The organism is Tabrizicola sp. T46 (assembly GCF_057219895.1).
Window position 1 is genome coordinate 1,073,206 of sequence record NZ_JBXVVV010000001.1, and the last position, 21,469, is coordinate 1,094,674.

The following is a 21,469-nucleotide window of genomic DNA, read 5'->3' on the forward strand; positions in this document are numbered from 1 at the left end:
CTGATTTTGATTGCTTTTTCGGACGCATCGAGAAACAGTGAGGTGAGGCCAAAGGAGGTCTCAATGCCTACACTGCAGTTCACGAAGCAGAAAATTGACGCGATCAGCAACCCCAAATCGGGGCAAGTGCTTTACCGGGACACATTGCTACGTGGCTTCGGCCTGAGGGTCGGGTCGAACAGCAAGGTCTACGTTGTCGAGGGACAAGTCGCGGGCAGGAGCCGGCGCGTCACGATTGGACGGGCGGACATCATGTCTGTAGATACTGCTCGCAAGCGGGCAATGCACATCCTCTCCGAGATGGCGCTGGGCCTCGATCCAACCGAGGAGAAGCGGAAGAAGGCACTCGAAGCGATCACCGTCTCGGGTGCATTCAAGGCCTTCTTTGAAACCCGCACGGGCCTGGCCCCCGGCACAGTGGACGCCTACCAGCGCACGGCCAGCTTGTACCTAAAGGACTGGGCGAAGACCTCCATTACAACGATTTCTAAGCAGGCGGTTCTGAAGCGACATCAGAAGATCGCCAAGGAACATGGCGAGGTTACAGCCAACAACGTGATGCGCCATTTCCGGTCAGTCTATAACGTGACAGCGGCAGGTTTTGACGTCTTTCCGCCTAACCCGGTGAACATCCTGACCCAGGCACGTGCCTGGTTTCCCGAGCGCCGGCGTCGCACTCTCATTTCGTCATCCGACCTACCGGCGTGGTGGATCGCTGTAATGGAAGAACCCGAGTATGCGCGGGACTTCCTCCTTGTCGCGCTGTTCACGGGCATGCGGCGCAATGAGATTGCTCGCTTGCGCTGGGAGAATATCGATCTGAAGAACCAGACCCTTCACCTACCCAGAACAAAGAATGGCGACCCACTCGACCTGCCACTTTCCGGTTATCTCGTGGACCTTCTGACCGAACGTAAGGCGGCCGCGGGGAAGTCCCCATGGGTGTTTCCCAGCTCGAGCGCCTGCTGCCACATCGTGGAGACGAAGAAGTTCACCGATCGGGTAACGGCGCGCAGCGGGGTCGAGTTCACCCTGCACGACTTGCGCCGTACCTTCATCACCATCGCCGAAAGCCTGGACATCCCGCACTATGCCCTCAAGCGCATGTTGAACCACAAGAATTCCGGGGACGTGACGGCGGGGTACATTGTCAGCGACATCGAGCGGCTGCGAGCGCCTGTGGCGGCGGTAGCAGCGAGGATCATTGCCCTGGCGAACAACAAGGTGGATGCTGCATGAACAACGACTGGCGCGACAACCCAGCGATCATGGTCATAGTCGAAGCGGCTTTGTTAGGTGTCATCCGCGCCCATGGCGGTGGGGAGACAGAGGGCGCGCGACTGCGTGCCGCCAAGAAGGCCCTGTTTGGGATTGATCCGCCGCGCGGCAAGCCCACGGATCACGACCTACCTGAACTCCTATTCATGGCCAAAGAATATGCTCGAGACCGTGGTTCACCAGATCTTGGCGGGGATTATGTTCCTTGCTGGCCAAATGCAGACGACAGCAAGTTCCGCTCCAAAACGGCACTCGCAAAGCTAGCTCTTGCAGCACGCCGCGCCGCTGACCCAGGAGTGTACATCTACGATGAGCAGCATAAGATCAGAAACCTTGAACAGAAATTCACTCTGCATCGGGACGGCTTACTGCGCCTTGTCGTCGGATGGGGCACGCTCGCCCATGATGGTATCGTCGGTCAGGCGCTGGGCGACGTGCAGCAACTGCTTGCCGTGCTCGGGATCCCCTTCGCGCTGCCGGTAATCCCGAGCCGCGACGCAAATTCAATGAATTAAAAACGCTGACAGGCCGCCAAGCCTGCGATCAATAGGAAGCCTCTGTCATCAAGGAGGCTTCTATGCCCAAGCAAACAACTGATTTACTGAACACCAAGGAGGCCGCAGCTTACCTCAACCTACACCCGTCGACGCTCGAAAAATGGCGGGTCTACGGTGGCGGGCCCAAGGCGCGCCGCCTGGGTAGCAAGGCCATTCGGTACCATCGTTCGGACCTCGATGCCTTCTCAGAACAAGGTGCGGCCAACACAATGGGAGCTCGCCATGACCATTGAGCGCCCAAGGATTCGCTTCGGTAACGTCGCCCAGGCGGCACAAGAATATGTGAACCTAGGGCTGGAACCAATTCCGCTTCCGGCCCGAGAAAAGCGCCCGAAGGGTTCATGGAAGGAGCCGCGCAAATGGACCAACGCGGAACTCGATGATGCATTTTCCGGCAACGCAAACATTGGGATCGCCTTGGGCGATCGATCGCAAGGGGTAGTCGACATCGACTTCGACTGCCGTGAAGCGGCATCGTTCGGTCGGGTCCTTCTTTCCGGTCTACCAGCATTTGGCAGACCTAGCGCACCCGAAAGCCATCGGGTCGCCAAGGGCGCCTTGGACAAGAACAGGTACGTGTTTCAGCTCCCGGACGAAGTTGCAAAGCGCGCCCACTTGGTGCGCGCGGTTCTATTAGAAATACGAGGCAACGGGCACCAGACCATGTTTCCGCCGTCCGTTCATCCATCCGGGGAAAGGGTGACCTGGATTGGTGACCCGGCTTCAATTCCCACTGTCACTGCTGATGAGTTGAAGAGTAAGTGCGGACTGATCGCCTTGCTCTGCACAGTGGTCGCTTTCTATCCCCAAGGGGCTGGGCAACGAGATGAAATCTGCATGACGCTGGCGGGCGTGCTCGTGAGGTCGGGACTGGACGACGAAAGAGTCGATAGCCTTACGGAAATGGTGGCAACTCTGGCAGGTGATGAGGAAGCGTCCAAGCGCACTGGCAAGGCCGAAGCGACCCGCGCCAAGATCGAAGCGAATGAACCGGTCTGGGGCCTACCGCAGTTGTGTGAACGCCTGAAGCTGGAAGATATGGAGAAGACGTTCCGCGGTTGGCTGGGGCAAAAGGGCCCTCTTGCAGCCCCGAAGACGACAGGCCGACCGGCAATCTTCATTCGAGGTGGTCAGCTCCCGGCAGAGGTGGACCAAGCAGAGGAGGCACTGCTCAAGGCAAACCTTGGTGTCTACCAGCGTGGCGAAAGTCTCGTTCGCGTGGCCAGGCTGGCTCAAAGCGATGCGGATGACGGCGTTAAGCGGCCAAGCGGTGCCCTGCTGATCCTTGCGATTACTCCACCATGGCTTAGGGAGAAGTTTGCCCTTGCGGCCGATTGGCTCAGGCCAGGAGACGATGCCCACATCCCCATCAATCCCCCGATCGGTCACGCGACGGCCTTGCTCGCTCGCGTGGGGGAATGGAAGGCACCTGTCCTTGTCGGGGTGGTTTCCTGCCCGACCATGCGCACGGACGGATCAATTCTGCAGGTGCCAGGATATGACAGGGCGTCGGGTTTACTCTACGACCCCGGCTCAACCGCATTTCCGGTTGTTCCAGAAAGCCCGACGAAAGAAGAGGCCGCCGCTGCGCTTCAGGTCTTGGCAACACCGTTTCGGGAGTATCGCTTTGCAACAAACGGTGACCGTGCGGTCGTGCTAGCGGCATGTTTGACGGCCGTCATCCGCCGCATCCTGCCGGCGGCACCGCTGTTCGCGGTCGATGCGCCAACTGCAGGGTCAGGCAAGAGCCTGCTTTGCGAGACCGTCGGCATCATCGCTTCGGGTTACAAGCCCACGATCATTTCGCAGGGCAAGACGCCCGAGGAAGACGAAAAGCGACTCTCCAGCGTTCTGATGGCCGGGGATGCCGTCCTAGTTATTGACAACTGCGACCGCCCCCTGGGCGGGGATACTCTCTGTTCAATGCTGACCCAGGAAATCATCGCTTCACGGGTCCTCGGCAAATCGGAAGTAAAGCGGATGCCGACGAATGCGCTGGTCATGGCGACGGGAAACAACCTTCAAGTCGTCGGTGACCTAGGCCGACGAACCCTTGTCTGTCGGATCGATACCGGTGCGGAACGACCAGACCAACTGGAGCACGGATTCAGCCCGACCGAGGAAGCGATGCGGGACCGTCCGGCCTTGGTCGTGGCGGCGTTGACAGTGCTGCGTGCCTACGTTGTCGCGGGGCGTCCCGGCCGGCTGCCGCCGATCGGCTCATTCGAGGACTGGAATCAAGTGCGCGAAGCGCTGGTGTGGCTTGGCGAAGATGACCCAACCGTCACCCGTGAACGCGTGATATCCGATGATCCGCGAAAGGGGGAAGTCTTAGAGCTTCTGGAGCTCTGGCGCGAAGCCCTCGGCGGCCAAGCGGTGACACTTTCCGAAATCGCCGAAAAGGCCTCGAAGGAGGGGCGCGGGAAGATCCAGGAACTTCATCAAGCACTTACAGAGCGCACGTCGAAGGTAGTCTTCAACACCCGAAGTGTTGGGCACTATCTCGCGCGACACAAGGACCGCCTGGTCGGCGGCCGGGTGCTGCGATGCATCGACGATCCGTCGGGCGTCAAGCGGTACAGGGTAGAGCTGGCGAACGCGCCACCGCCCCTGGACAGTCCCTTCTGATTGTGCGGGAATCAAGAGGATCGCTGTGGGGTCGGCATTTGCCGGCCCCACTGGTTTTGGGGGTATGCGGGGTTTGTTACGGCTGCGGCAAACACACCGGGCGGCAACAACCCGGCAAAGCAGCTAAACCAGGCTTGGCTGCGGTGCGTGGCAGGGCTTCCGCAGGATGGGAGCTGACCTTCGCGCCTACCCCCCCCTTACTAGGTTTGCCGGAGGACCGCCTGTACGGGCCGCTGATGGGGCAAAAAGCGCAACTTGGTTAGTGGGTCCCCGCACCCGCGAGGGCCGCGCGACTCAGAAGTCGATGACAAACGCAATGATTGAAATGTTGCGGCGGCCCGCCTAACCTTCAGCGAGGCTGGGCGGCCACCTTGACCCAAGTTTTCCCATTCCTCTTCAGGGTTTAACCATCGTGTTTTGCGCCATCGCCAGTGATAGAGTTCGGGCCGGTCGAGTGACACCCATCGGTGGTACAGTTCATCGGGAGCCTTATGCCCGCGATTGAGTCGAATTTTCATTTTGTTGAAGCCCACGATGGGCAGCTTTACCGGCTCGGCATGCTCGCCGAGAAGTATTTCCGCGACGATCCCAACACTTGCTTAATCAAGCTTCGACAGTTGGCTGAGCTAGCTGCCAAGCTGGCCGCGGGACGCTTTGGCCTTACCGTCACTCCGGCCGACGGCTTTTCCGATGTGCTGCGTCGCCTCCGCTTTGAATGTTCCCTGCCGCGGGAAGTGGGAGACCTTTTCCATGGCTTGCGCGTAGTCGGCAACCAAGCGGCACACGATGGAATGGGCGGGCACGGCGATGCACTTCATGCCCTCAAGCTCGCGCGCCAGCTTACGGCATGGTACGTGCGGACCTTTCATGATGCGGCGCTGAAGCTCGGCCCCTTTGTGCCGCCCGCAGCCCCGCAACTCGCAGAAGCCGGATTGCGTGAAGAACTCGAATCCCTGCGGGCTTCCCTTGCAGCGGCCCTATCGGACGCCGAGCGTGCACGTGCAAACGCTGACGAGCTGACGAAGCAACATCAGACGGCAGAGGAACGGGCGGTACGAGAACGCGAAGAACGTGAGGTCTGGGAAAAGCTGGCCGAGGAGGCCGAACGGGATAAGGCATTCTTGGCGGAACGTCTGCGGCAACTGGCCGAAGCTTCAGCACCCGAAGCTGCCGCCACCCGGAACACGCGCCTCGAATTGGCACGATCGGCCGCCGAAAAGATCAATCTCGACGAAGCAGAGACACGCACTCTGATCGACCAGCAGCTGCGGGACGCCGGCTGGGAAGCTGACACCCGAATCCTACGGTTCGCTTCCGGTGCGCGCCCGATCAAGGGCAGGAACCGTGCGATTGCGGAATGGCCCACTGATAGCGGGCCGGCTGACTACGCGTTATTCTGTGGGCTGACATTGGTTGGCACGGTCGAGGCGAAGCGCAAGAACCGGAACGTCATGGACGTGCTGCGCCAGGCTGAACGCTATGCGGCCGGCTTCAAGTTTGTTGACGCCGAGAGAGCAGATGGCGCCCCCTGGGGCACGCACCATGCGCCCTTCGCGTTCTCCACGAATGGCCGCCCCTACCTTCGCCAGGTTGAGACTCTGTCCGGGATTTGGCGCCGCGACTTGCGCGATCCGAACAACCCAGCCGAAGTGCTGGCTGGCTGGCCCACACCACAAGGCATCTTGGAGCGCCTGACCGTCGACCGCGACGCCGCGCATAAAGCACTGGCCACCCAACCCTTTGACTTCGGCTTCCCACTTCGCACCTACCAGCAGCGCGCGATCCAGGCCGTTGAAGCGGCCCTACGCGAGAACCGGGGCTCTATGCTGGTGGCTATGGCGACGGGAACCGGCAAGACGAAGCTCGCGATTGCCATGCTGTACCGCCTCGTCGCCGCGCGGCGCTTTCGGCGGGTCTGTTTCGTTGTGGACCGCAGCGCGCTGGGCGAGCAGACGGCGCGTGAGTTTTCGACAACCAAGGTCATCAGCGGGAAGACCTTTGCTGACATCTTCGGGCTGAAGGGTCTTGATGATGTCAGGCCGGACGAGGATACCCGCATCCATATCTGTACCATTCAAGGTCTGGTGCGGCGCGTGCTGTACTCGGAAAGTGCCGAAGATGCCCCGCCGATCGATCAGTACGACCTGATGGTCGTAGATGAGTGCCACCGTGGTTACTTGCTTGATCGCGAGATGTCTGAAGGGGATTTTGCCTTCCGCAATCAGGAAGACTACATTTCGAAGTACCGGCGCGTGCTTGAGCACTTCGATGCGGTCAAGATCGGTCTGACGGCTACGCCAGCCCTGCATACGACTGACATTTTCGGGCTGCCTGTCTTTACCTATTCCTACCGTGAAGCGGTGATCGACGACTATCTCGTCGACCATGAACCTCCTATCCGCATCGGCACCCTGCTGTCAGAGCATGGCATACATTTCCATCGGGACGACGAGGTAGACGTCGTTCATGTTGCCAGCGGCGAGGTTGAACGCGCCACGCTGCCCGATGACATCGACTTCGAGGTCGAGCAGTTCAACAAGAGTGTCATCACCGTCCCGTTCAACCGCGTCATTGCGGAGGAACTGACCAACTACATCGACCCCGGCGAAGCCGACAAGACCTTGGTCTTTGCCGTATCGGACGCACATGCGGACATCTTGGTGAACGAGCTGCGCATCGCTTTCCGCGAGGCTTATGGCCCCCTACCGGACGACACCATCCGCAAGATCACCGGAAAGGTTGACCAGGTTGGCAAGCTCATACTGTCGTACCGCAACGACCCCTTGCCCAAGATTGCGGTCACCGTCGACCTGCTGACCACCGGCATCGACGTTCCACGCATCACGAACCTGGTGTTTATGCGGCGGGTCAACAGCCGAATTCTGTACGAACAGATGTTGGGGCGCGCGACGCGCCTATGTCCCGAGATTGGCAAGACAGCATTCCGCATCTTCGATGCTGTCGATCTGTATGCCCATCTGCAAAACCTAACCGACATGCGGCCTGTGGCGGCCGACCCCACCTTTACCCTCGAGAAGCTCTTCGCAGAAATGGCGGGCCCTGCCGATGACGCACATAAAGCGCGCGTCCGCGAGCAGATCATCGTGCGTCTCCGGCGCCGCCTGGCCAAGCTGCCCGTCGAAGCTCGGGCCCGCTACGAAAAAGAGGCGGGCGAAACACCAGAAGCCAGCCTTCAACGCTTCGTCAACGGCGAACCGACAGGCCTAAGCGCCTGGTTGGCTGCCCGCCCCGGTCTTGGTGCAATCCTGGACTGGACCAACGAAGACGGCACGCCGCGCTATGTGCCGATTTCAGAGCACGACGATCAGGTGACCACTGTAACGCGTGGCTACGGCACGGGTACCCGGCCCGAGGACTTCCTCGACGCCTTCGCTCAATTCGTGCGGGCCAACGTCAACACGATAGCTGCCTTGAAGATCGTCGTTCAGCGGCCCCAGCAACTAACGCGGGAAGAGCTGCGTCAGCTGCGCCTTGAGCTCGATGCGGCCGGCTTTACGGACGTGAAGATCAAGCGTGCCTGGGCTGATGCTAAGAACGAGGACATCGCAGCATCCATCATCGGTTTCATCCGCCAGGCGGCACTGGGCGACGCCTTGGTGCCGTACTCCTCCCGCGTACGACAGGCGGTCGATGGCCTGCTGCGCAAGCGGCCTTGGACTGATGTCCAGCGGAAGTGGATTGAACGCATCGGGCAACAGATCGAGAAACAAGACGTCATCGACCGTGCGGCCTTTGACGATGAGCCGTTTGCCTCCCAAGGCGGCTGGTCACGCATCGACAAGGTGTTTAACGGCGAACTGGAACAGGTGATGCGCGACATCACTGAAAACATTTGGAAAGAAGCCGGGTAATGAACGGACAACGCGCAAGAGAAACCGTCCAGAAGCTATGGAACGCCTCGAAAAGCCTGCAGGGCGGCGGGGTCAGCTACTACGAGTATGTGACCGAGCTTACGTACCTCCTGCTCTTGAAGATGCTGTCTGAGGTGAAGCGCAACGGGGTCAAGCTGGAGGAGCGCCTGCCACAGGAGTTCCGCTGGGATGCCCTCAAGAAGCTGGAAGGCGAGCAGCGTTTGATCCGCTATCGTGAGCTCCTGCTGCAGCTCGGCACTTCAGATCGGATTGATTTTCCCCTGGTCAAGCAGGTCTACACCGACGCGAAGACTTCGCTCACCAAAGCGACTGCTCTGACGTCCCTTATCACCGCAATTGATGCCGTCGACTGGTACGCGGCGGAGGAAGATGGCCTAGGGGACTTGTATGAAGGCTTGCTCGAACGGACCACGTCCGAGCGCAAGTCAAAGGCAGGACAGTACTTCACGCCGCGCCCGCTGATCGAAACCATCATCCATCTGATGAAGCCCAAGGTCGGTGAAGTTATCCAGGACCCTGCGGCCGGCACAGGCGGCTTTCTGATTGCCGCGCACCGCGCCATCATGCGTGAAACGGATGACCTGTTTTCACCCTCAGTCACTCCCGAAGCTGCGCACTTTCAACGCAATGGCGCATATCAGGGCGCGGAGCTGATCACCGGTACTCACCGGCTGAACACCATGAACCTACTGCTCCATGGTATCGACACGCCCATCGATTGCATCGACGCGTTGACCTCGGACGCGGAGAAGTTCGCCAAGGCCGATTTGATCCTTACCAACCCGCCCTTCAACAAGTTCCCGGAGCGGGTCTCGCGAAGTGACTTCGTCATCACAGCTGGAGCAGCCAAGGGCCCGCTGCCTTTCGTCGAGCATGTTGTCCGCGGCCTTAAAGTGGGCGGTCGCGCCGCCATTGTTGTGCCCGACAACACTTTGTTCGAAGACAACATGGGCCGCGATCTGCGCAACTGGATGATGGACCTGTGCGATCTTCATACCATCCTGCGCTTGCCTACTGGCATTTTCTACGCCCAGGGCGTCAAGACGAACGTAATCTTTCTGACCAAGAAGTCAGTGGAACGAGTCGGGGCAACTAAGGCGGTCTGGTTCTACGATCTGCGCGCCCAGATGCCAAATTTCGGTAAGACCCGGACCCTTACGACCGCTGATTTCGAACCGTTCATTGCCGCCTACGGGGATGATCCCCATGGAAAAGCTCCTCGACTCGATGAGGGTGAGGCCGGACGTTTCCGCAAGTTCACCCGCGACGACATCGCCAAGCGCAACGACAACCTCGACATCACATGGCTGCGCGATGATGTCGAAGACGTTGAAGAAGGGCTGACCGAACCCGACGACATCGCCGCTGCGATCATTGGGCATCTCCGCGCTGCGCTCGAGGAGATCGAAGCCGTGGCCGATGAGCTAGCCGAAGTGGCCGAGGCTAACGAATGACGACCGCTGAAACCTTTGGCCGCACGATCCAGCTTTTCCTTGTCGACGGCACCCCTAATGGGCTCCGTAAGGCAACCATCCATGGTTGGACTGGTCTAATCTTCGTTGCGACAACCTCCACCTTTGGCGCGCTCACCTCTCGCAAGGAATTGGATCGGACCGGCATCTACTTGCTGGCCGGGCCAGACCCGGAGCAAGAGGGCGGCACGCGGGCCTACATCGGGTCGGCAAACAGTGTACAGGAACGGATCAAGCAAAGCGCGGTTCAGCGCGACTTTTGGGAGATTGCTATCGCCGTTACCACCAGTGATGATGATCTGTCGAAAGGCCACGTCGAATACCTCGAGGCGCGGCTGATCGAACTGGCCGCGCAGGCCCAGCGCGTCGCACTAGACAATGGCAACAACCCTGCCAGCCAGCGCAGACGGTTGCCAGAGGCCGATCAGGCCAACATGGAACAGTTCCTCGCCAATCTGAAGATCATGCTGCCCGTGATCGGATTGGATTTGCTAAAGCCGCAACCTCGCGCCGCAACACAGGTCGCTACGCCAGTAGAACTTCGTACATCTGGAGAGGTCAAGTTTGAGATAAGGCACAAGACTGGCGTGCAGGCCAGGGCTGTGGAGGAGGAAGGTGAGTTCATCGTGCTGGAAGGATCGCAGGCCCTAATCAACACCGGCCATGTTCAGCAAAGCTATGGCAGGCTGAAGAAAACCCTGGTCGATCAGGGCATCCTTGTGCCATCCGCGCCGAACATGCTGGTGTTTGCCAAGCCCCACGCATTCAATAGCCCCTCGGCAGCGGCGGCAGTCGTACTGGACCGCAACAGCAACGGGCGGACCGAGTGGAAGGTGCAGGGATCAAGGCAAAGCTACCATGACTGGCAGCAAACACGGATCGCGATCGACGGGGTGGGCGCATGAGTGGGTTGCCGGAGGGGTGGGCCATGATGCCGCTCGGTACAATCGCCACTCGAACGAAGAACGTCGACCCTTCGAAGCATCCTGAAGAGTTGTTCGAGCTGTTTAGCGTCCCATCATTCGCTATAGGTGCGCCCGAATATCTGAAGGGCGCTGAAATTGGTTCGACCAAACAAGAAGTAGAGCCTGACGATATTCTACTGTGCAAGATCGTGCCTCATATCAATCGTGTTTGGGTTGTTCCCCCGGTCGGAAAGCTTCGCCAAATAGGTTCGGGAGAATGGATTGTATATCGCAACCACTTCTGTGAGCCGCACTATCTGAGATACTGCCTGACTGCAGAGAGCTTCCGAGATCAATTCTTGGCGACGTCGTCTGGTGTTGGCGGATCACTGACCCGGGCACGGCCAGAGGCAGTTTCAAAGATTGAAATACCCATTGCACCGCTCCCCGAACAAAAAAGAATAGTAGCAAAGGTGGATGGGTTGACCGCCCGCACCGCTCGCGCCCGCGCCGACCTTGCCCGCATCCCCTCCCTTGTCGCCCGCTACAAACAACGCCTTCTCGCCCTCGCGTTCTCGGGAGAGCTGACGGCGGGTTGGCGGGATAACTGTGGAGAAAAGCCAGACAGTGGGGCAGCAATGCTGCGCACAATTGCTCAGCTAAGACAAGAAATCCGCCTCGAACGTGGGCTACGCAATGCTGGGCGAAACCGTAGCTTCTCTGTTCAGTCGCCGGACCTACCTGATTTGCCGGGTTCATGGGGCTGGTCCACATTCAATGACTGCGCGTGGGATCTGACTGTTGGCCACGTTGGCCCCATGAAAGAACGCTATGTTCCAGAAGGCATTCCTTTTCTCAGATCTTTAAATGTTCGTGAGAACTTTGTTGACCTACGAAACGTAGTCTACATCGACGAAAAGTTTCATGGTGAACTCAAGAAATCGGAAATCCGCGCAGGCGAGTTGATTGTTGTTAGGACCGGCGCGCCAGGAACTGCTGCCGTGGTCCCGGAGTCCCTCGGACGGGCGAATTGCTCTGACCTTGTCATTGCGCGCTTGGTACCCGCTGTGAACCCTCACTACGCGGCCTACTATATGAATAGCGAGTTTGCGAAATCTGCCGTTCGCGGGATGCAAGTTGGAGTGGCTCAACAGCACTTTAACGTAGGCGCGATGAGTGAAATGCCGATCCCTATCGCCCCTGAGCATGAACAAGCCGAAATCGTCCGCCTAATTGAGTTGGCCTTCAACTGGCTGGACCGCATGGCCGCTGATCATGCTGCTGCCTCCAAACTCGTCCCCAAGCTTGATGCTGCCATTCTGACCAAAGCTTTCCGAGGCGAGTTGGTTGCTCAAGATCCAACTGATGAACCAGCAAGCGTGTTGCTGGAGCTGATTGCAACGCAGACTCCGGAAGCACCCAGAAAAGTCCGCCGCAAACGCACGGAGACTGCCACCATGGCAAGCGAATCGAAACCCGATCTGTTGACAGACAGCCTGAGCTGGCCAGCCAAGGGCCTCACCTTTGATGCGATATCAAAGCGGCTTTCGCTGCCGTACGAGCAATTGAAGGAAGCCGTGTTCTCTGCGCTTGGAGGCGAAGAGCCGGACCTGGTGCAAGCCTTCGACGCAGAGAGCCGCACCATGCGCTTGAGACGGGCCAAGCCATGAGATTGCGGCGACTGAGAATCACGAAGTCGGCTGCTGGTGGCGGACTGCTGGATGGGGTGGACATCTGGTTCGGACGAGACCGGGATGGCCGAATAAACGAACCGATTGCCCCTCTGTGTCTGATAGGCCCCAATGGATCGGGCAAGTCACAGTTCTTGCAGCTCCTTGCGGAGGTGTTCCAAGCCGCATGGAACGCTCACAATCCAGCCATAGAACGTGACAGCGCCAATCCCGACGCCGAGTTTGAACTGACCTACCTGATCAGGCCAAGCAAGGATCAGGAGCTAAGGGAAGTAACCCTCAGCCGCAAGAAGGAAGGCCGACGCCTTGGCCCTATCCGGATGCGGCTCAAGGGGCAGGATGACGAGGTACCAGCATCATTAGCGACTTTCGGTAAGCACCTGCCATCGTTGGTAGTCGGCTATACCTCCGGCGAGAACGAAACTCTCAGCCTGCCCTTCTTGGTTAGCCGTGCAGGCTACGCCGACGAGGTGACAAGGGCTGCCTTGAAGGGCGCTCAAGAGCCGCTCGACAACAAACTGATGCTCGTGGACTACGGAACAAATTTGGAAGTGCTATTTGCCAGCCTGATGCTCGGAGAGGCTGGATCCCGCAAGGCCGTTCTTGATCATGCGCGATTGAGTGACATAGCGTCATGCCGGGTTCTCGTTCGCTTGGCGCATGGATCACGAAACAAGATTGCCGCAAAGAACGCAACGGGCTCTAACCGAAAGGGAATCCAGCTGACTGCCGAGCTGGAAGCAATCTTGGAGAACCTGAAGCGGTGTTCAACATGTTGGTCAGAGGACACGGCTACTGAGACGTACAAGTTCGACTTCTGGGTAAATGACGCAACTCGACAAGCCTTTTGTTACTTTTGGCCAAATGCGCTTGAGCTTTACAGATCGCTGCACAAGCTTGCCCTTCTCAACGATCTGGCGATACCCAAAGCTGCTCGTGAGAGAGTCAAACGAGCCGTCCGTGACCGGCGTTTTGCCGCACGACTCCCTGAGCCGCAAGTAGAAGAAATGGTATTCAGTTTTGAAGAGGTCAGGTTCTGGCCACTTTCAAAATCAAACGAGCCCGTAGACTACGTTTCATTGTCCGATGGGGAGCACCAGCAGGCACTTGTCCTCGGGCTATTCAGTATGATTTCGGGGCATAACGCTTTATTTCTTTTAGACGAGCCAGAGTCTCACTTTAATCCGCAGTGGAGAGTTCAGTTTGTAAAGCGTCTAATGGAGCTTTCATCTGGTCGAGGCGATCAAGACATCTTGTTGACCTCACATGCACCTTTTGTTGCCTCGGACATGCCACGGAGCCAAGTCCTTATATTTAGGCGACAGGATGCGTCCATTACAGTAAAGCCGCCAGAGATTGAAACTTATGGAGCAAGCTTTGACCGCATACTTGAGCACTGCTTCAATATCAGCCCGCCGATCTCACAGGTAGCTCGCGACGATATAAACAAACTAATGGAATCGGACGACATTGCGGCACTGGAAGAAGCAATGGATCGACTTGCTTCGTCAGTTGAAAAGACTTTCGTCGCGGAAAGGCTGCAGAAGTTAAAGCGAGGCGGTCGCTAAATTGCTGACATGCCTGCCGATTTCTTCGATGGAACATAACTGGATTCATGAGGTAGTTTATGATGAGTTGTTGGCCAGCATCACGGCTTTGCAGAGCGGCGCTGAGCCGGTAGGATGGCCTGAATGGCTTCCGGTCGCACTTCGACCGACTCTTCAAGGCAAATGGGGCTTGAGAGACAAAGTTCAGGCACTGCGCGACGTTCTTGCGACATTATCGCCAGCCGAACTTGCTGCTTGTCGATCTGCCTTGATTACCCAAAACGACTTTCCCGCTGTTCTGCAGGCCGGACTGGCTTGCACAAGGATTGATGCCCTACCAGCGGCAGCCCGCGCCCCGATAGTGGCTCTATTTGAATATGCGTTTGGCCAATTGACTGAGCTTGAAACTCGAGACAGGCACTATGACGTTGTCTACGCAGCACTCTATCGCGGCGTTTGTCCATTCTGTGGACTGAGCACATTGGATGCACCCGGAGCGCCCCGAGAAGACCTCGACCACTATCTCCAGATATCTCGCTACCCATTCTGCGGAGCAAATCTACGGAATTTGTCGCCTATGTGTGGGCGTTGCAACAAAGCCTATAAGAAGAATCTCGACGTGATTTGGGACGATGAGACTGGGCTGCCAACAAAGGCTTCTGACCCTTATCTTGGGCCTACGGTATCTGTTTCCTTACTGAATAGCGCGCCGTTTGAAGGTGAAACCAGGGGTGGCATCGTTTTGCCACGTTGGGTTCTGGAGTTTGTCGGTCCGGTCGATGAGTCAAACACATGGAATAGAGTCTTTAGAATTTCTGAGCGATATCCTCGAGACGTGTTAAACCCTGAGTTCCGATTTTGGATTGAGAGCTTCGGGAGATGGTGCGCTCTTAAGCTAGGCCACATACCAAATAAGGAGGAGCTCCTATTGGAGGTGGATCAGTACATTGATGCATCGCAAGGTGAAGGATTATCAGACCGCGCGTTCTTGAAAGTAGAAGTATTCAAAATGCTTAAAGGCGCACTTGCGAAACCGGAATTGGAAACCAAAACTTCTGAATGGCTTATCGCGCAAGTTGCACACCACATCCAAGTCGACGCGGCATAAAGCTGTTCCCTTGAAAGGTGAGGCTTAGCCACTAAGCGCTTGGAATAAACCTTGCTTGAGAAGGATGGTGCCGCTGAAGGGACTCGAACCCCCGACCCCATCATTACGAATGACGTGCTCTACCAGCTGAGCTACAGCGGCATCCTTCTCGGCCTAGGCCCTACTATGGCCCTACTAACAATTCAACCCCCAGCCTAACCCGTTGGCTTCACACATCTTTCACGAGCGGACCCGCTACTTACGAATGACGTGCTCTACCAGCTGAGCTACACCGGCATCCTTTTCACGCGCTGCTCCTACTATGCGCGCCGGGACATTACAAGCGGTCGGGGGGATCGCGCTGCGTAGGGTGCGCTACAGCGCACCATCCGCCGGTGCGTTGTAGCGCAACCTACCCTGTAGCAGGCCGGCGGCGACGATCCCTCACGCCCGCTTCCCCACCACCGCCACGCCCAGCGCTTCCAGCACCTTCGCCTCGATATGCGCGGCGTCGAGGCCGGCCACCCGGTACATCGCCTCGGGGCTGGCCTGGTCGATGAAGATATCCGGCAGCACCAGGCTGCGGAACTTCAGGCCCCGGTCGAAGACCCCCGCCTCGGCCAGCGCCTGTGCCACGTGCGACCCGAAGCCGCCGATGGCGCCCTCTTCCACCGTCACCAGCGCCTCATGCCCAGCGGCCAGCCGCAGCACGAGGTCGAGGTCCAGGGGCTTCGCGAACCGCGCGTCCGCCACCGTGACCGACACGCCCCGCGCCGACAGCGCCTCCGCCGCCTTCAGGCTTTCGCCGAGGCGCGTCCCGAACGACAGGATCGCCACCCGGCTCCCCTCGCGTACTACCCGGCCCTTGCCGATCTCCAGCGGCACGCCCCGGACCGGCATCTCGACCCCCACGCCTTCGCCGCGCGGATAGCGGAAGGCAATCGGGCCGGCATCATGCGCCGCCGCCGTCGCGACCATGTGGACCAGCTCCGCCTCGTCCGCCGCGGCCATCACCACCATGCCCGGCAGGTTCGCAAGGAAGCCGATGTCGAAGGCCCCGGCATGCGTCGCCCCGTCCGCGCCGACAAGGCCCGCACGGTCGATGGCAAAGCGCACCGGCAGCCGCTGGATCGCCACGTCATGCACCACCTGGTCATAGCCGCGCTGCAGGAAGGTGGAATAGATCGCGCAGAAGGGTTTCATTCCCCCCGCCGCCAGCCCGGCCGAGAACGTCACCGCGTGCTGCTCCGCGATGCCGACGTCAAAGCACCGCTTCGGGAAGCGGCCCGCGAACAGGTCCAACCCCGTCCCGTCCGGCATCGCCGCCGTGACGGCCACGATCTTCTCATCCCGCTCCGCCTCGGCCACGAGACTTTGCGCAAAGACCTTGGTGTAGGACGGCGCATTCGACGCCGCCTTCGCCTGCACCCCCGTCAGCACATCGAACTTGCCCGTCGCATGGCCCTTGTCGCGCGCCGTCTCGGCCGGGGCATAGCCCTTGCCCTTCTTCGTCAGCACATGGATCAGGACCGGCCCCGTCGCCCGCGCCTTCACCGTCCGCAGGACCGGCAGAAGCTGGTCAAGGTCATGCCCGTCGATCGGCCCGACATAGTCGAACCCGAGCGATTCAAAGAGGGTTCCCCCCACCGCCATGCCCTTCAGCATGTCCTTCGCCCGCTTCGCCCCCTCCTGCAGCGGCCCCGGCAGCAGGCTGACGAAGCCCTTCGCCACCTGCTTCAGGTCCTGCATCGGCTCGGCCGCGTATAGCCCGCTGAGGTAAGAAGACAGCGCCCCCACCGGCGGGGCAATCGACATCTCGTTGTCGTTCAGGATCACGAAAAGCCGCTTCTTCAGATGCCCGGCGTTGTTCATCGCCTCGAAGGCCATGCCCGCGCTCATCGCCCCGTCGCCGATCACGGCAATCGCATCGCCCGGGTCGCCGCCAAGGTCCGCCGCCATGGCAAAGCCCAGCGCCGCAGAGATCGAGGTACTGGAATGCGCCGCCCCGAACGGATCATAGGGCGACTCGCTGCGCTTGGTGAACCCGCTGAGGCCCCCCTCCATCCGCAGGGTGCGGATGCGGTCGCGCCGCCCGGTCAGGATCTTGTGCGGATAGCACTGGTGGCCCACGTCCCAGATCAGCTTGTCGCGTGGCGTGTCGAACACGGCGTGGATCGCCACCGTCAGCTCCACCACGCCAAGCCCCGCGCCCAGATGCCCGCCGGTCACGCTGACCGCGCTGATGGTCTCTGCCCGCAGCTCGTCCGCCAGCTGGTGCAACTCGCGGTCGGATAGAGACTTGAGGTCCGAGGGCAGGCGCACCCGGTCAAGCATGGGAAAGCGGGGGTGATCGGGCATGGGGAAACCTGGACAAATTGGGCGTTGGTCTAGCCGGAATTCCTGATACGGGCAATGTGCCTCGACCGGCGACTGCCCTTTGGTCGCAGGCACGCACGGAGGGGTCAACCGTCAGGTTTCGGCCCCGACGGCATCAAACTCTCGCCTTGATTGTAGGTTCCGGTCTTGCGGTCAAATTCGGCGCTCGCGCCGTCGCACCCTTCCTTTCCCGGCCGGATTGGGCCTGAAACCCTGATGAGGATGACATGAGCCATTACCTGCGCGTTCCCTCCCGCTCCCTGCGCCTGACGGTCGGTCTGACTGTCAGCCTCGCTGCCTTGCCAGCCGCCATCCAGGCCGGACCGACCACGCCGTTTCGAGCTCTTTCCCCGGTTGAAGCTCCGGCCGCTGTCGTGCCGGTCGGCGACGAGACCGTCACCCTGATCGCCGGCTTGATCGGCATCGAACGCGACTTGCTGCTGGGCCAGCTCTTTCTCCAGGATGGCCTCGTCAGCGCCGAAGGGTCTCATTTCACCCACCCGCGGCATGACAACTTCCCTGCCATTAAGGATGGCCTTGCCAAGGCCGGGGCCCCGGATCTTGAACCCCTGCTGATCGCACTGGAACAGGCGAGCGAGAAGGACGCGGTCAACGAGGCCTACAAGGGCGTGCTGTCCGGGTTGCAACAGGCCAAGACGGCCCTGCAACCGACCGAGCAGGATGTCATGGGCGCCATCATCCAGACGGTCGAGGCCGCCGCCGCCATCCTGGACCCTTCCGGTACGACCGAGGTCATCGCCTATCAGGAGGCCTGGGGCCTTCTGATGGTGGCGCGCAGCCAGCTGGACGTCCTGGCGTCAAGCTCGGACCCGGCGATCAAGTCTGCCGCGTCCGGCATGGCACTGGCTTTTGACGACGTGATCCTCTTCGCCCCCGACCCGAATGCCAAGGCGCCGGTGTCCTTCGATCCGGCACTGGTGACGCAGCTTCTCGGCACGCTTAACGGCCAGGCCGCGTCAATCTAGCCCGGGCGGACCGCAAGATCAGGACTGCCGCTCGACAACGAACCGGGCGGCAGCCTTGAGGTTGATCGCCCCTGCGCCATAGGGTTCGAGGGCCGCTTCAGCCTCGGCAACCAGCTCGCGGGCGCGCCTTGCAGCGGCGTCCAGCCCCAGAAGCGAGACGAAGGTCGCCTTGCCTGCCTCGGCATCCTTGTGCAGCCGCTTGCCCGTCTTCGCCTCGTCGCCGGTCACGTCCAGGATGTCGTCGGCAATCTGGAAGGCCAGCCCCAGCGCAGCGGCATAGCGGCGCAGGGGCGAAGGGTCCGCCCCGGCAATCACCGCCCCCGCCTCGGCGGCAAAGCCGATCAGCGCCCCGGTCTTGCCCGCCTGCAACGCGGTGATCTCGTCCAGCGTCAGGCTGCGCCCCGCCGTCTCGGCCGCGATGTCCAGCGCCTGCCCAAGCACCATCCCGTCGATCCCCGAGGCAACTGCCAGACCCCGCACCAGTTCCAGCCGTACCTCGGCCGACCCCAGCGCCGGATCGCACAAAAGCTCGAAGGCCAGCGTCTGCAAGGCATCCCCCGCCAAGACCGCCGTCGCCTCGTCCCATTTCCGGTGCACCGTAGGCTGCCCCCGCCGCAGGTCGTCATCGTCCATGCAGGGAAGGTCGTCATGCACGAGGCTATAGGCATGCAGCGCCTCGATCGCTGCCGCCGCACTCACCGCACGCGCCTCCGGCACCCCCAGCATCCGCGCGCCTTCCAGGACCAGGAACCCGCGCAGCCGCTTGCCGCCGCGCACGGCATAGCGCATCGCCTCGGTCACCGGCTGGTCCGCACGCGCCTCCAGCGCCGCCAGAAGCCGCGCCTCGACCAGGGCCGCATCCGCCGCCAGCCGCTCGGGAAACCTCACATCCCCTCCGCCGGGGTTGTGCCCACCGCCCGGCCTTCCTGCGCCCGGATCAGTTCCACCTTCTCTTCCGCCTCGGCCAGCTTCTTCGCGCAATGCGCCTTCAAAAGCGCCCCGCGTTCGTAAAGCTTGATCGATTCCTCCAGCGGCACCTCGCCGCGCTCAAGCGCGCCGACAACCTGCTCCAGCGCGGCCATCGCCTCTTCGAAACTCATCGCCTCGACAGGTTTGTCCATCATCGGCCCCGCTCCTCCAGCACACCCACATGCGCGGCGACGCTTGCCGCCAGCGCATCCAGATCATAGCCGCCCTCCAGTGTCGAGACCACCCGCCCGTCCGCGAAATCGCACAAGGCCCGGGTCAGCCAGGCATAATCCTCGGCCTGCCATTCCAGCCCAGCGAGGGGATCATCCGCATGCGCATCGAACCCGGCCGAGATCAGCAGAAGCTCCGGCTTCCACTCCTCCAGCGCCGGGAACACCACCCGCTCGTAAAGCGCCCGCATCTCCCTGCCGCCCGACCCGCCCCGTAGCGGCAGGTTCATCACCTGCCCATGCGCGCCCCGCTCCTCCGGCTTCCCCGAGCCTGGATAAAGCGGCATCTGGTGGCTGGAGATGAACAGGCACCGTCCCTCGTCCCACAGCAGGTCCTGCGTCCCGTTGCCGTGATGCACGTCGAAGTCCACGATGGCGACGCGCTTCAGGCCATGATGATCCAGCGCCCGCTTCGCCCCGATCGCCACCGTCCCGAACAGGCAGAACCCCATCGCGACATCCCGCTCGGCATGGTGCCCCGGCGGCCTGCCCGCAACAAAGGCCGTCTTCGCCTCCCCCGTCACCACCGCGTCGACTGCGGCGCAGATGCCCCCCACCGCCCGCATCGCGGCCTCATTTGACCCAGGCGACAGAAAAGTATCCGCATCCAGCTGCGCCCAGCCAGCCTCCGGCACCGCCGCCTTCACCCGCTGAAGATACGAGACCGGATGGCACCGCAGCACCTCCGCCTCCTCGCCCATCGGACACGCCCGCCGATCAACGGCAAGCCCGTTGAGCCCGCGCTCGACAGCAGCCAGCCGATCCACCCGCTCCGGGTGACCGGGTGGGGTCACGTGGGTCTGGCAATCCGGGTGGGTATAGACCTGACAGGGCATCGGGATCCTCCTTCCGCACAGTCTCACGCGAGTGGCGAAGCGGTCCATAGCCTGTTCGCAGTCTGAGTATTTTTTGGGCGCTTGATATACGTCAAAGCACAAAGATTATAAGGTTGATATATTGCTACCTGTCAGATTGACTGACCGGGATCGTCCCGAACCACTTTATCGGAGAACAGAAATGCCGGCACGGAAGACTATGGGAATCGGACGTTACACTTTGGGGGTTGCCACTCTGGCATTGGTCGCAGGCTTCGTACTTGGCGGGCCGAACGGCATCTCCAGCTTTGCTCCGGCCGCCTGGGCCGAAGATGACGGCGACGGCACCGGTCAGGGCGGAAAGCCTGCGGACAAGGGCAACCAGGGCGAAGGCCAGAAGGGTCAGGAAAACGCGGGCCAAGGCCAGGGTCAGGGCGGTCCGGGTGAGGACTCTGACGGCAAAGGCCCGCAGGCCGGTGGTCCGGCCGAAGACGGCGGCGGCAAGCCGGTCTGGGCACAGGAAGGCATCCCCGAGGTTGAACTCGGCCGCCTGAGCGTGGCGCGCTCACCGGACCAGGTGCTTGAACGCGCACTGGACGAGGCCGTTGCCTCGCTGACGCCCGAAATGATCGCCTACTACAACCTTTCGCTGAACGAAGCGATCGAAGAGCTGTCCCTGAACTTCGACGAGGTCGCCTTCATCGACTCGCCGCTGCAGAACCTTGCTCTTCTCGAGGACGTGCTTAGCGGCGGCACAGCGCTGGCAGACGCGGGGGTCACCACCGGGGACTCCGTGCTTGCGGCCATGCTGCTTGGGGCGGCGTCGGACAAGACGGTTCCGATCTCGACGGATACCGTCATCGCTGTCACGACCATCCTCGGCACGCCGATCTCCCTCGAGGCGGCCGAAGACCTGGCGGAAAGGGCCGAAGCAATCCGTGTGGCCATTCTGGCCGGTCACGGCTGATCGGCGCTCAGCAACAGCAATAAGGGGCTTCCCGGCAGCGATGCGCTGCCGGGGTCCGGTTTGCGATC

At 60.6% G+C, this 21,469-nt stretch carries 16 protein-coding genes and 1 tRNA gene; 12 read left to right on the forward strand and 5 right to left on the reverse strand.

From position 1 onward, the window contains the following. Positions 1 to 63 precede the first annotated feature (63 nt). The 10 genes from AC2D9V_RS05335 to AC2D9V_RS05380 all read left to right on the forward strand — a co-directional run bounded on the left by AC2D9V_RS05335 (position 64) and on the right by AC2D9V_RS05380 (position 15,079). Positions 64 to 1,239 (forward strand): tyrosine-type recombinase/integrase, encoded by a 1,176-nt coding sequence (locus AC2D9V_RS05335; protein ID WP_484712985.1) that lies wholly within the window; start codon positions 64 to 66, stop codon positions 1,237 to 1,239. After that, on the forward strand, positions 1,236 to 1,793 hold the full coding sequence (locus AC2D9V_RS05340) for a hypothetical protein (protein WP_484712986.1): 558 nt from the start codon (positions 1,236 to 1,238) through the stop codon (positions 1,791 to 1,793). The genes AC2D9V_RS05335 and AC2D9V_RS05340 overlap by 4 nt, the downstream gene beginning before the upstream one ends. A 62-nt stretch (positions 1,794 to 1,855) precedes the next feature. Then, complete coding sequence (locus tag AC2D9V_RS05345; protein ID WP_484712987.1) at positions 1,856 to 2,068, forward strand: helix-turn-helix transcriptional regulator; 213 nt, start codon at positions 1,856 to 1,858, stop codon at positions 2,066 to 2,068. Next, a complete protein-coding gene (locus AC2D9V_RS05350; protein ID WP_484712988.1) occupies positions 2,058 to 4,463 on the forward strand; it encodes a bifunctional DNA primase/polymerase in 2,406 nt (801 codons plus the stop codon). Before AC2D9V_RS05345 ends, AC2D9V_RS05350 begins: the two co-directional genes overlap by 11 nt. A gap of 491 nt (positions 4,464 to 4,954) precedes the next feature. Further along, positions 4,955 to 8,335 carry a type I restriction-modification system endonuclease gene (hsdR, locus tag AC2D9V_RS05355; RefSeq protein ID WP_484712989.1) on the forward strand — a complete coding sequence of 1,127 codons (3,381 nt, stop codon included), beginning with the start codon at positions 4,955 to 4,957 and terminating at the stop codon, positions 8,333 to 8,335. Then, positions 8,335 to 9,810, forward strand: coding sequence for an HsdM family class I SAM-dependent methyltransferase (locus AC2D9V_RS05360; RefSeq protein ID WP_484712990.1), 1,476 nt, complete (start codon positions 8,335 to 8,337; stop codon positions 9,808 to 9,810). The genes hsdR and AC2D9V_RS05360 overlap by 1 nt, the downstream gene beginning before the upstream one ends. Beyond that, entirely contained in the window at positions 9,807 to 10,733 is a 927-nt protein-coding gene (locus AC2D9V_RS05365; protein ID WP_484712991.1) for a GIY-YIG nuclease family protein, read from the forward strand. The genes AC2D9V_RS05360 and AC2D9V_RS05365 overlap by 4 nt, the downstream gene beginning before the upstream one ends. Before the next feature lie 23 nt (positions 10,734 to 10,756). After that, entirely contained in the window at positions 10,757 to 12,403 is a 1,647-nt protein-coding gene (locus tag AC2D9V_RS05370) for a restriction endonuclease subunit S (RefSeq protein WP_484712992.1), read from the forward strand. Further along, on the forward strand, positions 12,400 to 13,992 hold the full coding sequence (locus AC2D9V_RS05375; protein WP_484712993.1) for a restriction system-associated AAA family ATPase: 1,593 nt from the start codon (positions 12,400 to 12,402) through the stop codon (positions 13,990 to 13,992). The genes AC2D9V_RS05370 and AC2D9V_RS05375 overlap by 4 nt, the downstream gene beginning before the upstream one ends. Before the next feature lie 28 nt (positions 13,993 to 14,020). Further along, positions 14,021 to 15,079, forward strand: a complete 1,059-nt coding sequence (locus AC2D9V_RS05380) for a hypothetical protein (RefSeq protein ID WP_484712994.1) — start codon at positions 14,021 to 14,023, stop codon at positions 15,077 to 15,079. Positions 15,080 to 15,144: 65 nt separating this feature from the next. Here the strand turns inward: AC2D9V_RS05380 and AC2D9V_RS05385 are convergent. Then, positions 15,145 to 15,220 (reverse strand) — tRNA-Thr (locus AC2D9V_RS05385). 282 nt (positions 15,221 to 15,502) lie between these two features. Further along, positions 15,503 to 17,416, reverse strand: coding sequence for a 1-deoxy-D-xylulose-5-phosphate synthase (dxs, locus tag AC2D9V_RS05390; RefSeq protein WP_484712995.1), 1,914 nt, complete (start codon positions 17,414 to 17,416; stop codon positions 15,503 to 15,505). A gap of 245 nt (positions 17,417 to 17,661) precedes the next feature. Here dxs and AC2D9V_RS05395 point away from each other — a divergent pair, with 245 nt between their 5' ends. Beyond that, positions 17,662 to 18,420, forward strand: a complete 759-nt coding sequence (locus tag AC2D9V_RS05395) for a hypothetical protein (protein ID WP_484712996.1) — start codon at positions 17,662 to 17,664, stop codon at positions 18,418 to 18,420. Between the two features lie 18 nt (positions 18,421 to 18,438). Here AC2D9V_RS05395 and AC2D9V_RS05400 read toward each other — a convergent pair whose 3' ends face one another. The 3 genes from AC2D9V_RS05400 to AC2D9V_RS05410 are packed head-to-tail and all read right to left on the reverse strand — an operon-like array spanning position 18,439 to position 20,455. Further along, positions 18,439 to 19,308: a polyprenyl synthetase family protein gene (locus AC2D9V_RS05400; protein ID WP_484712997.1), complete on the reverse strand. Its 870-nt coding sequence runs from the start codon at positions 19,306 to 19,308 to the stop codon at positions 18,439 to 18,441. Next, positions 19,305 to 19,544 carry an exodeoxyribonuclease VII small subunit gene (locus AC2D9V_RS05405; RefSeq protein ID WP_484712998.1) on the reverse strand — a complete coding sequence of 80 codons (240 nt, stop codon included), beginning with the start codon at positions 19,542 to 19,544 and terminating at the stop codon, positions 19,305 to 19,307. Before AC2D9V_RS05405 ends, AC2D9V_RS05400 begins: the two co-directional genes overlap by 4 nt. Beyond that, positions 19,541 to 20,455, reverse strand: coding sequence for a histone deacetylase family protein (locus AC2D9V_RS05410; protein WP_484712999.1), 915 nt, complete (start codon positions 20,453 to 20,455; stop codon positions 19,541 to 19,543). The genes AC2D9V_RS05405 and AC2D9V_RS05410 overlap by 4 nt, the downstream gene beginning before the upstream one ends. Positions 20,456 to 20,654: 199 nt before the next feature. On the opposite strand from AC2D9V_RS05410, the gene AC2D9V_RS05415 reads away from it, so the two are divergent. After that, positions 20,655 to 21,401, forward strand: coding sequence for a hypothetical protein (locus AC2D9V_RS05415; protein ID WP_484713000.1), 747 nt, complete (start codon positions 20,655 to 20,657; stop codon positions 21,399 to 21,401). Positions 21,402 to 21,469: the final 68 nt, after the last annotated feature.

Bases quoted from the DNA above. Each gene is read 5' to 3' on its own strand.
- AC2D9V_RS05375 (WP_484712993.1), top strand. From the start codon at position 12,400: ATGAGATTGCGGCGACTGAGAATCACGAAGTCGGCTGCTGGTGGCGGA.
- AC2D9V_RS05360 (WP_484712990.1), top strand. From the start codon at position 8,335: ATGAACGGACAACGCGCAAGAGAAACCGTCCAGAAGCTATGGAACGCC.
- dxs (WP_484712995.1), bottom strand. From the start codon at position 17,416: ATGCCCGATCACCCCCGCTTTCCCATGCTTGACCGGGTGCGCCTGCCC.
- AC2D9V_RS05380 (WP_484712994.1), top strand. From the start codon at position 14,021: ATGGAACATAACTGGATTCATGAGGTAGTTTATGATGAGTTGTTGGCC.
- AC2D9V_RS05350 (WP_484712988.1), top strand. From the start codon at position 2,058: ATGACCATTGAGCGCCCAAGGATTCGCTTCGGTAACGTCGCCCAGGCG.
- AC2D9V_RS05335 (WP_484712985.1), top strand. From the start codon at position 64: ATGCCTACACTGCAGTTCACGAAGCAGAAAATTGACGCGATCAGCAAC.
- AC2D9V_RS05410 (WP_484712999.1), bottom strand. From the start codon at position 20,455: ATGCCCTGTCAGGTCTATACCCACCCGGATTGCCAGACCCACGTGACC.
- AC2D9V_RS05340 (WP_484712986.1), top strand. From the start codon at position 1,236: ATGAACAACGACTGGCGCGACAACCCAGCGATCATGGTCATAGTCGAA.
- AC2D9V_RS05370 (WP_484712992.1), top strand. From the start codon at position 10,757: ATGATGCCGCTCGGTACAATCGCCACTCGAACGAAGAACGTCGACCCT.
- AC2D9V_RS05365 (WP_484712991.1), top strand. From the start codon at position 9,807: ATGACGACCGCTGAAACCTTTGGCCGCACGATCCAGCTTTTCCTTGTC.
- hsdR (WP_484712989.1), top strand. From the start codon at position 4,955: ATGCCCGCGATTGAGTCGAATTTTCATTTTGTTGAAGCCCACGATGGG.
- AC2D9V_RS05415 (WP_484713000.1), top strand. From the start codon at position 20,655: ATGGGAATCGGACGTTACACTTTGGGGGTTGCCACTCTGGCATTGGTC.
- AC2D9V_RS05395 (WP_484712996.1), top strand. From the start codon at position 17,662: ATGAGCCATTACCTGCGCGTTCCCTCCCGCTCCCTGCGCCTGACGGTC.
- AC2D9V_RS05405 (WP_484712998.1), bottom strand. From the start codon at position 19,544: ATGATGGACAAACCTGTCGAGGCGATGAGTTTCGAAGAGGCGATGGCC.
- AC2D9V_RS05345 (WP_484712987.1), top strand. From the start codon at position 1,856: ATGCCCAAGCAAACAACTGATTTACTGAACACCAAGGAGGCCGCAGCT.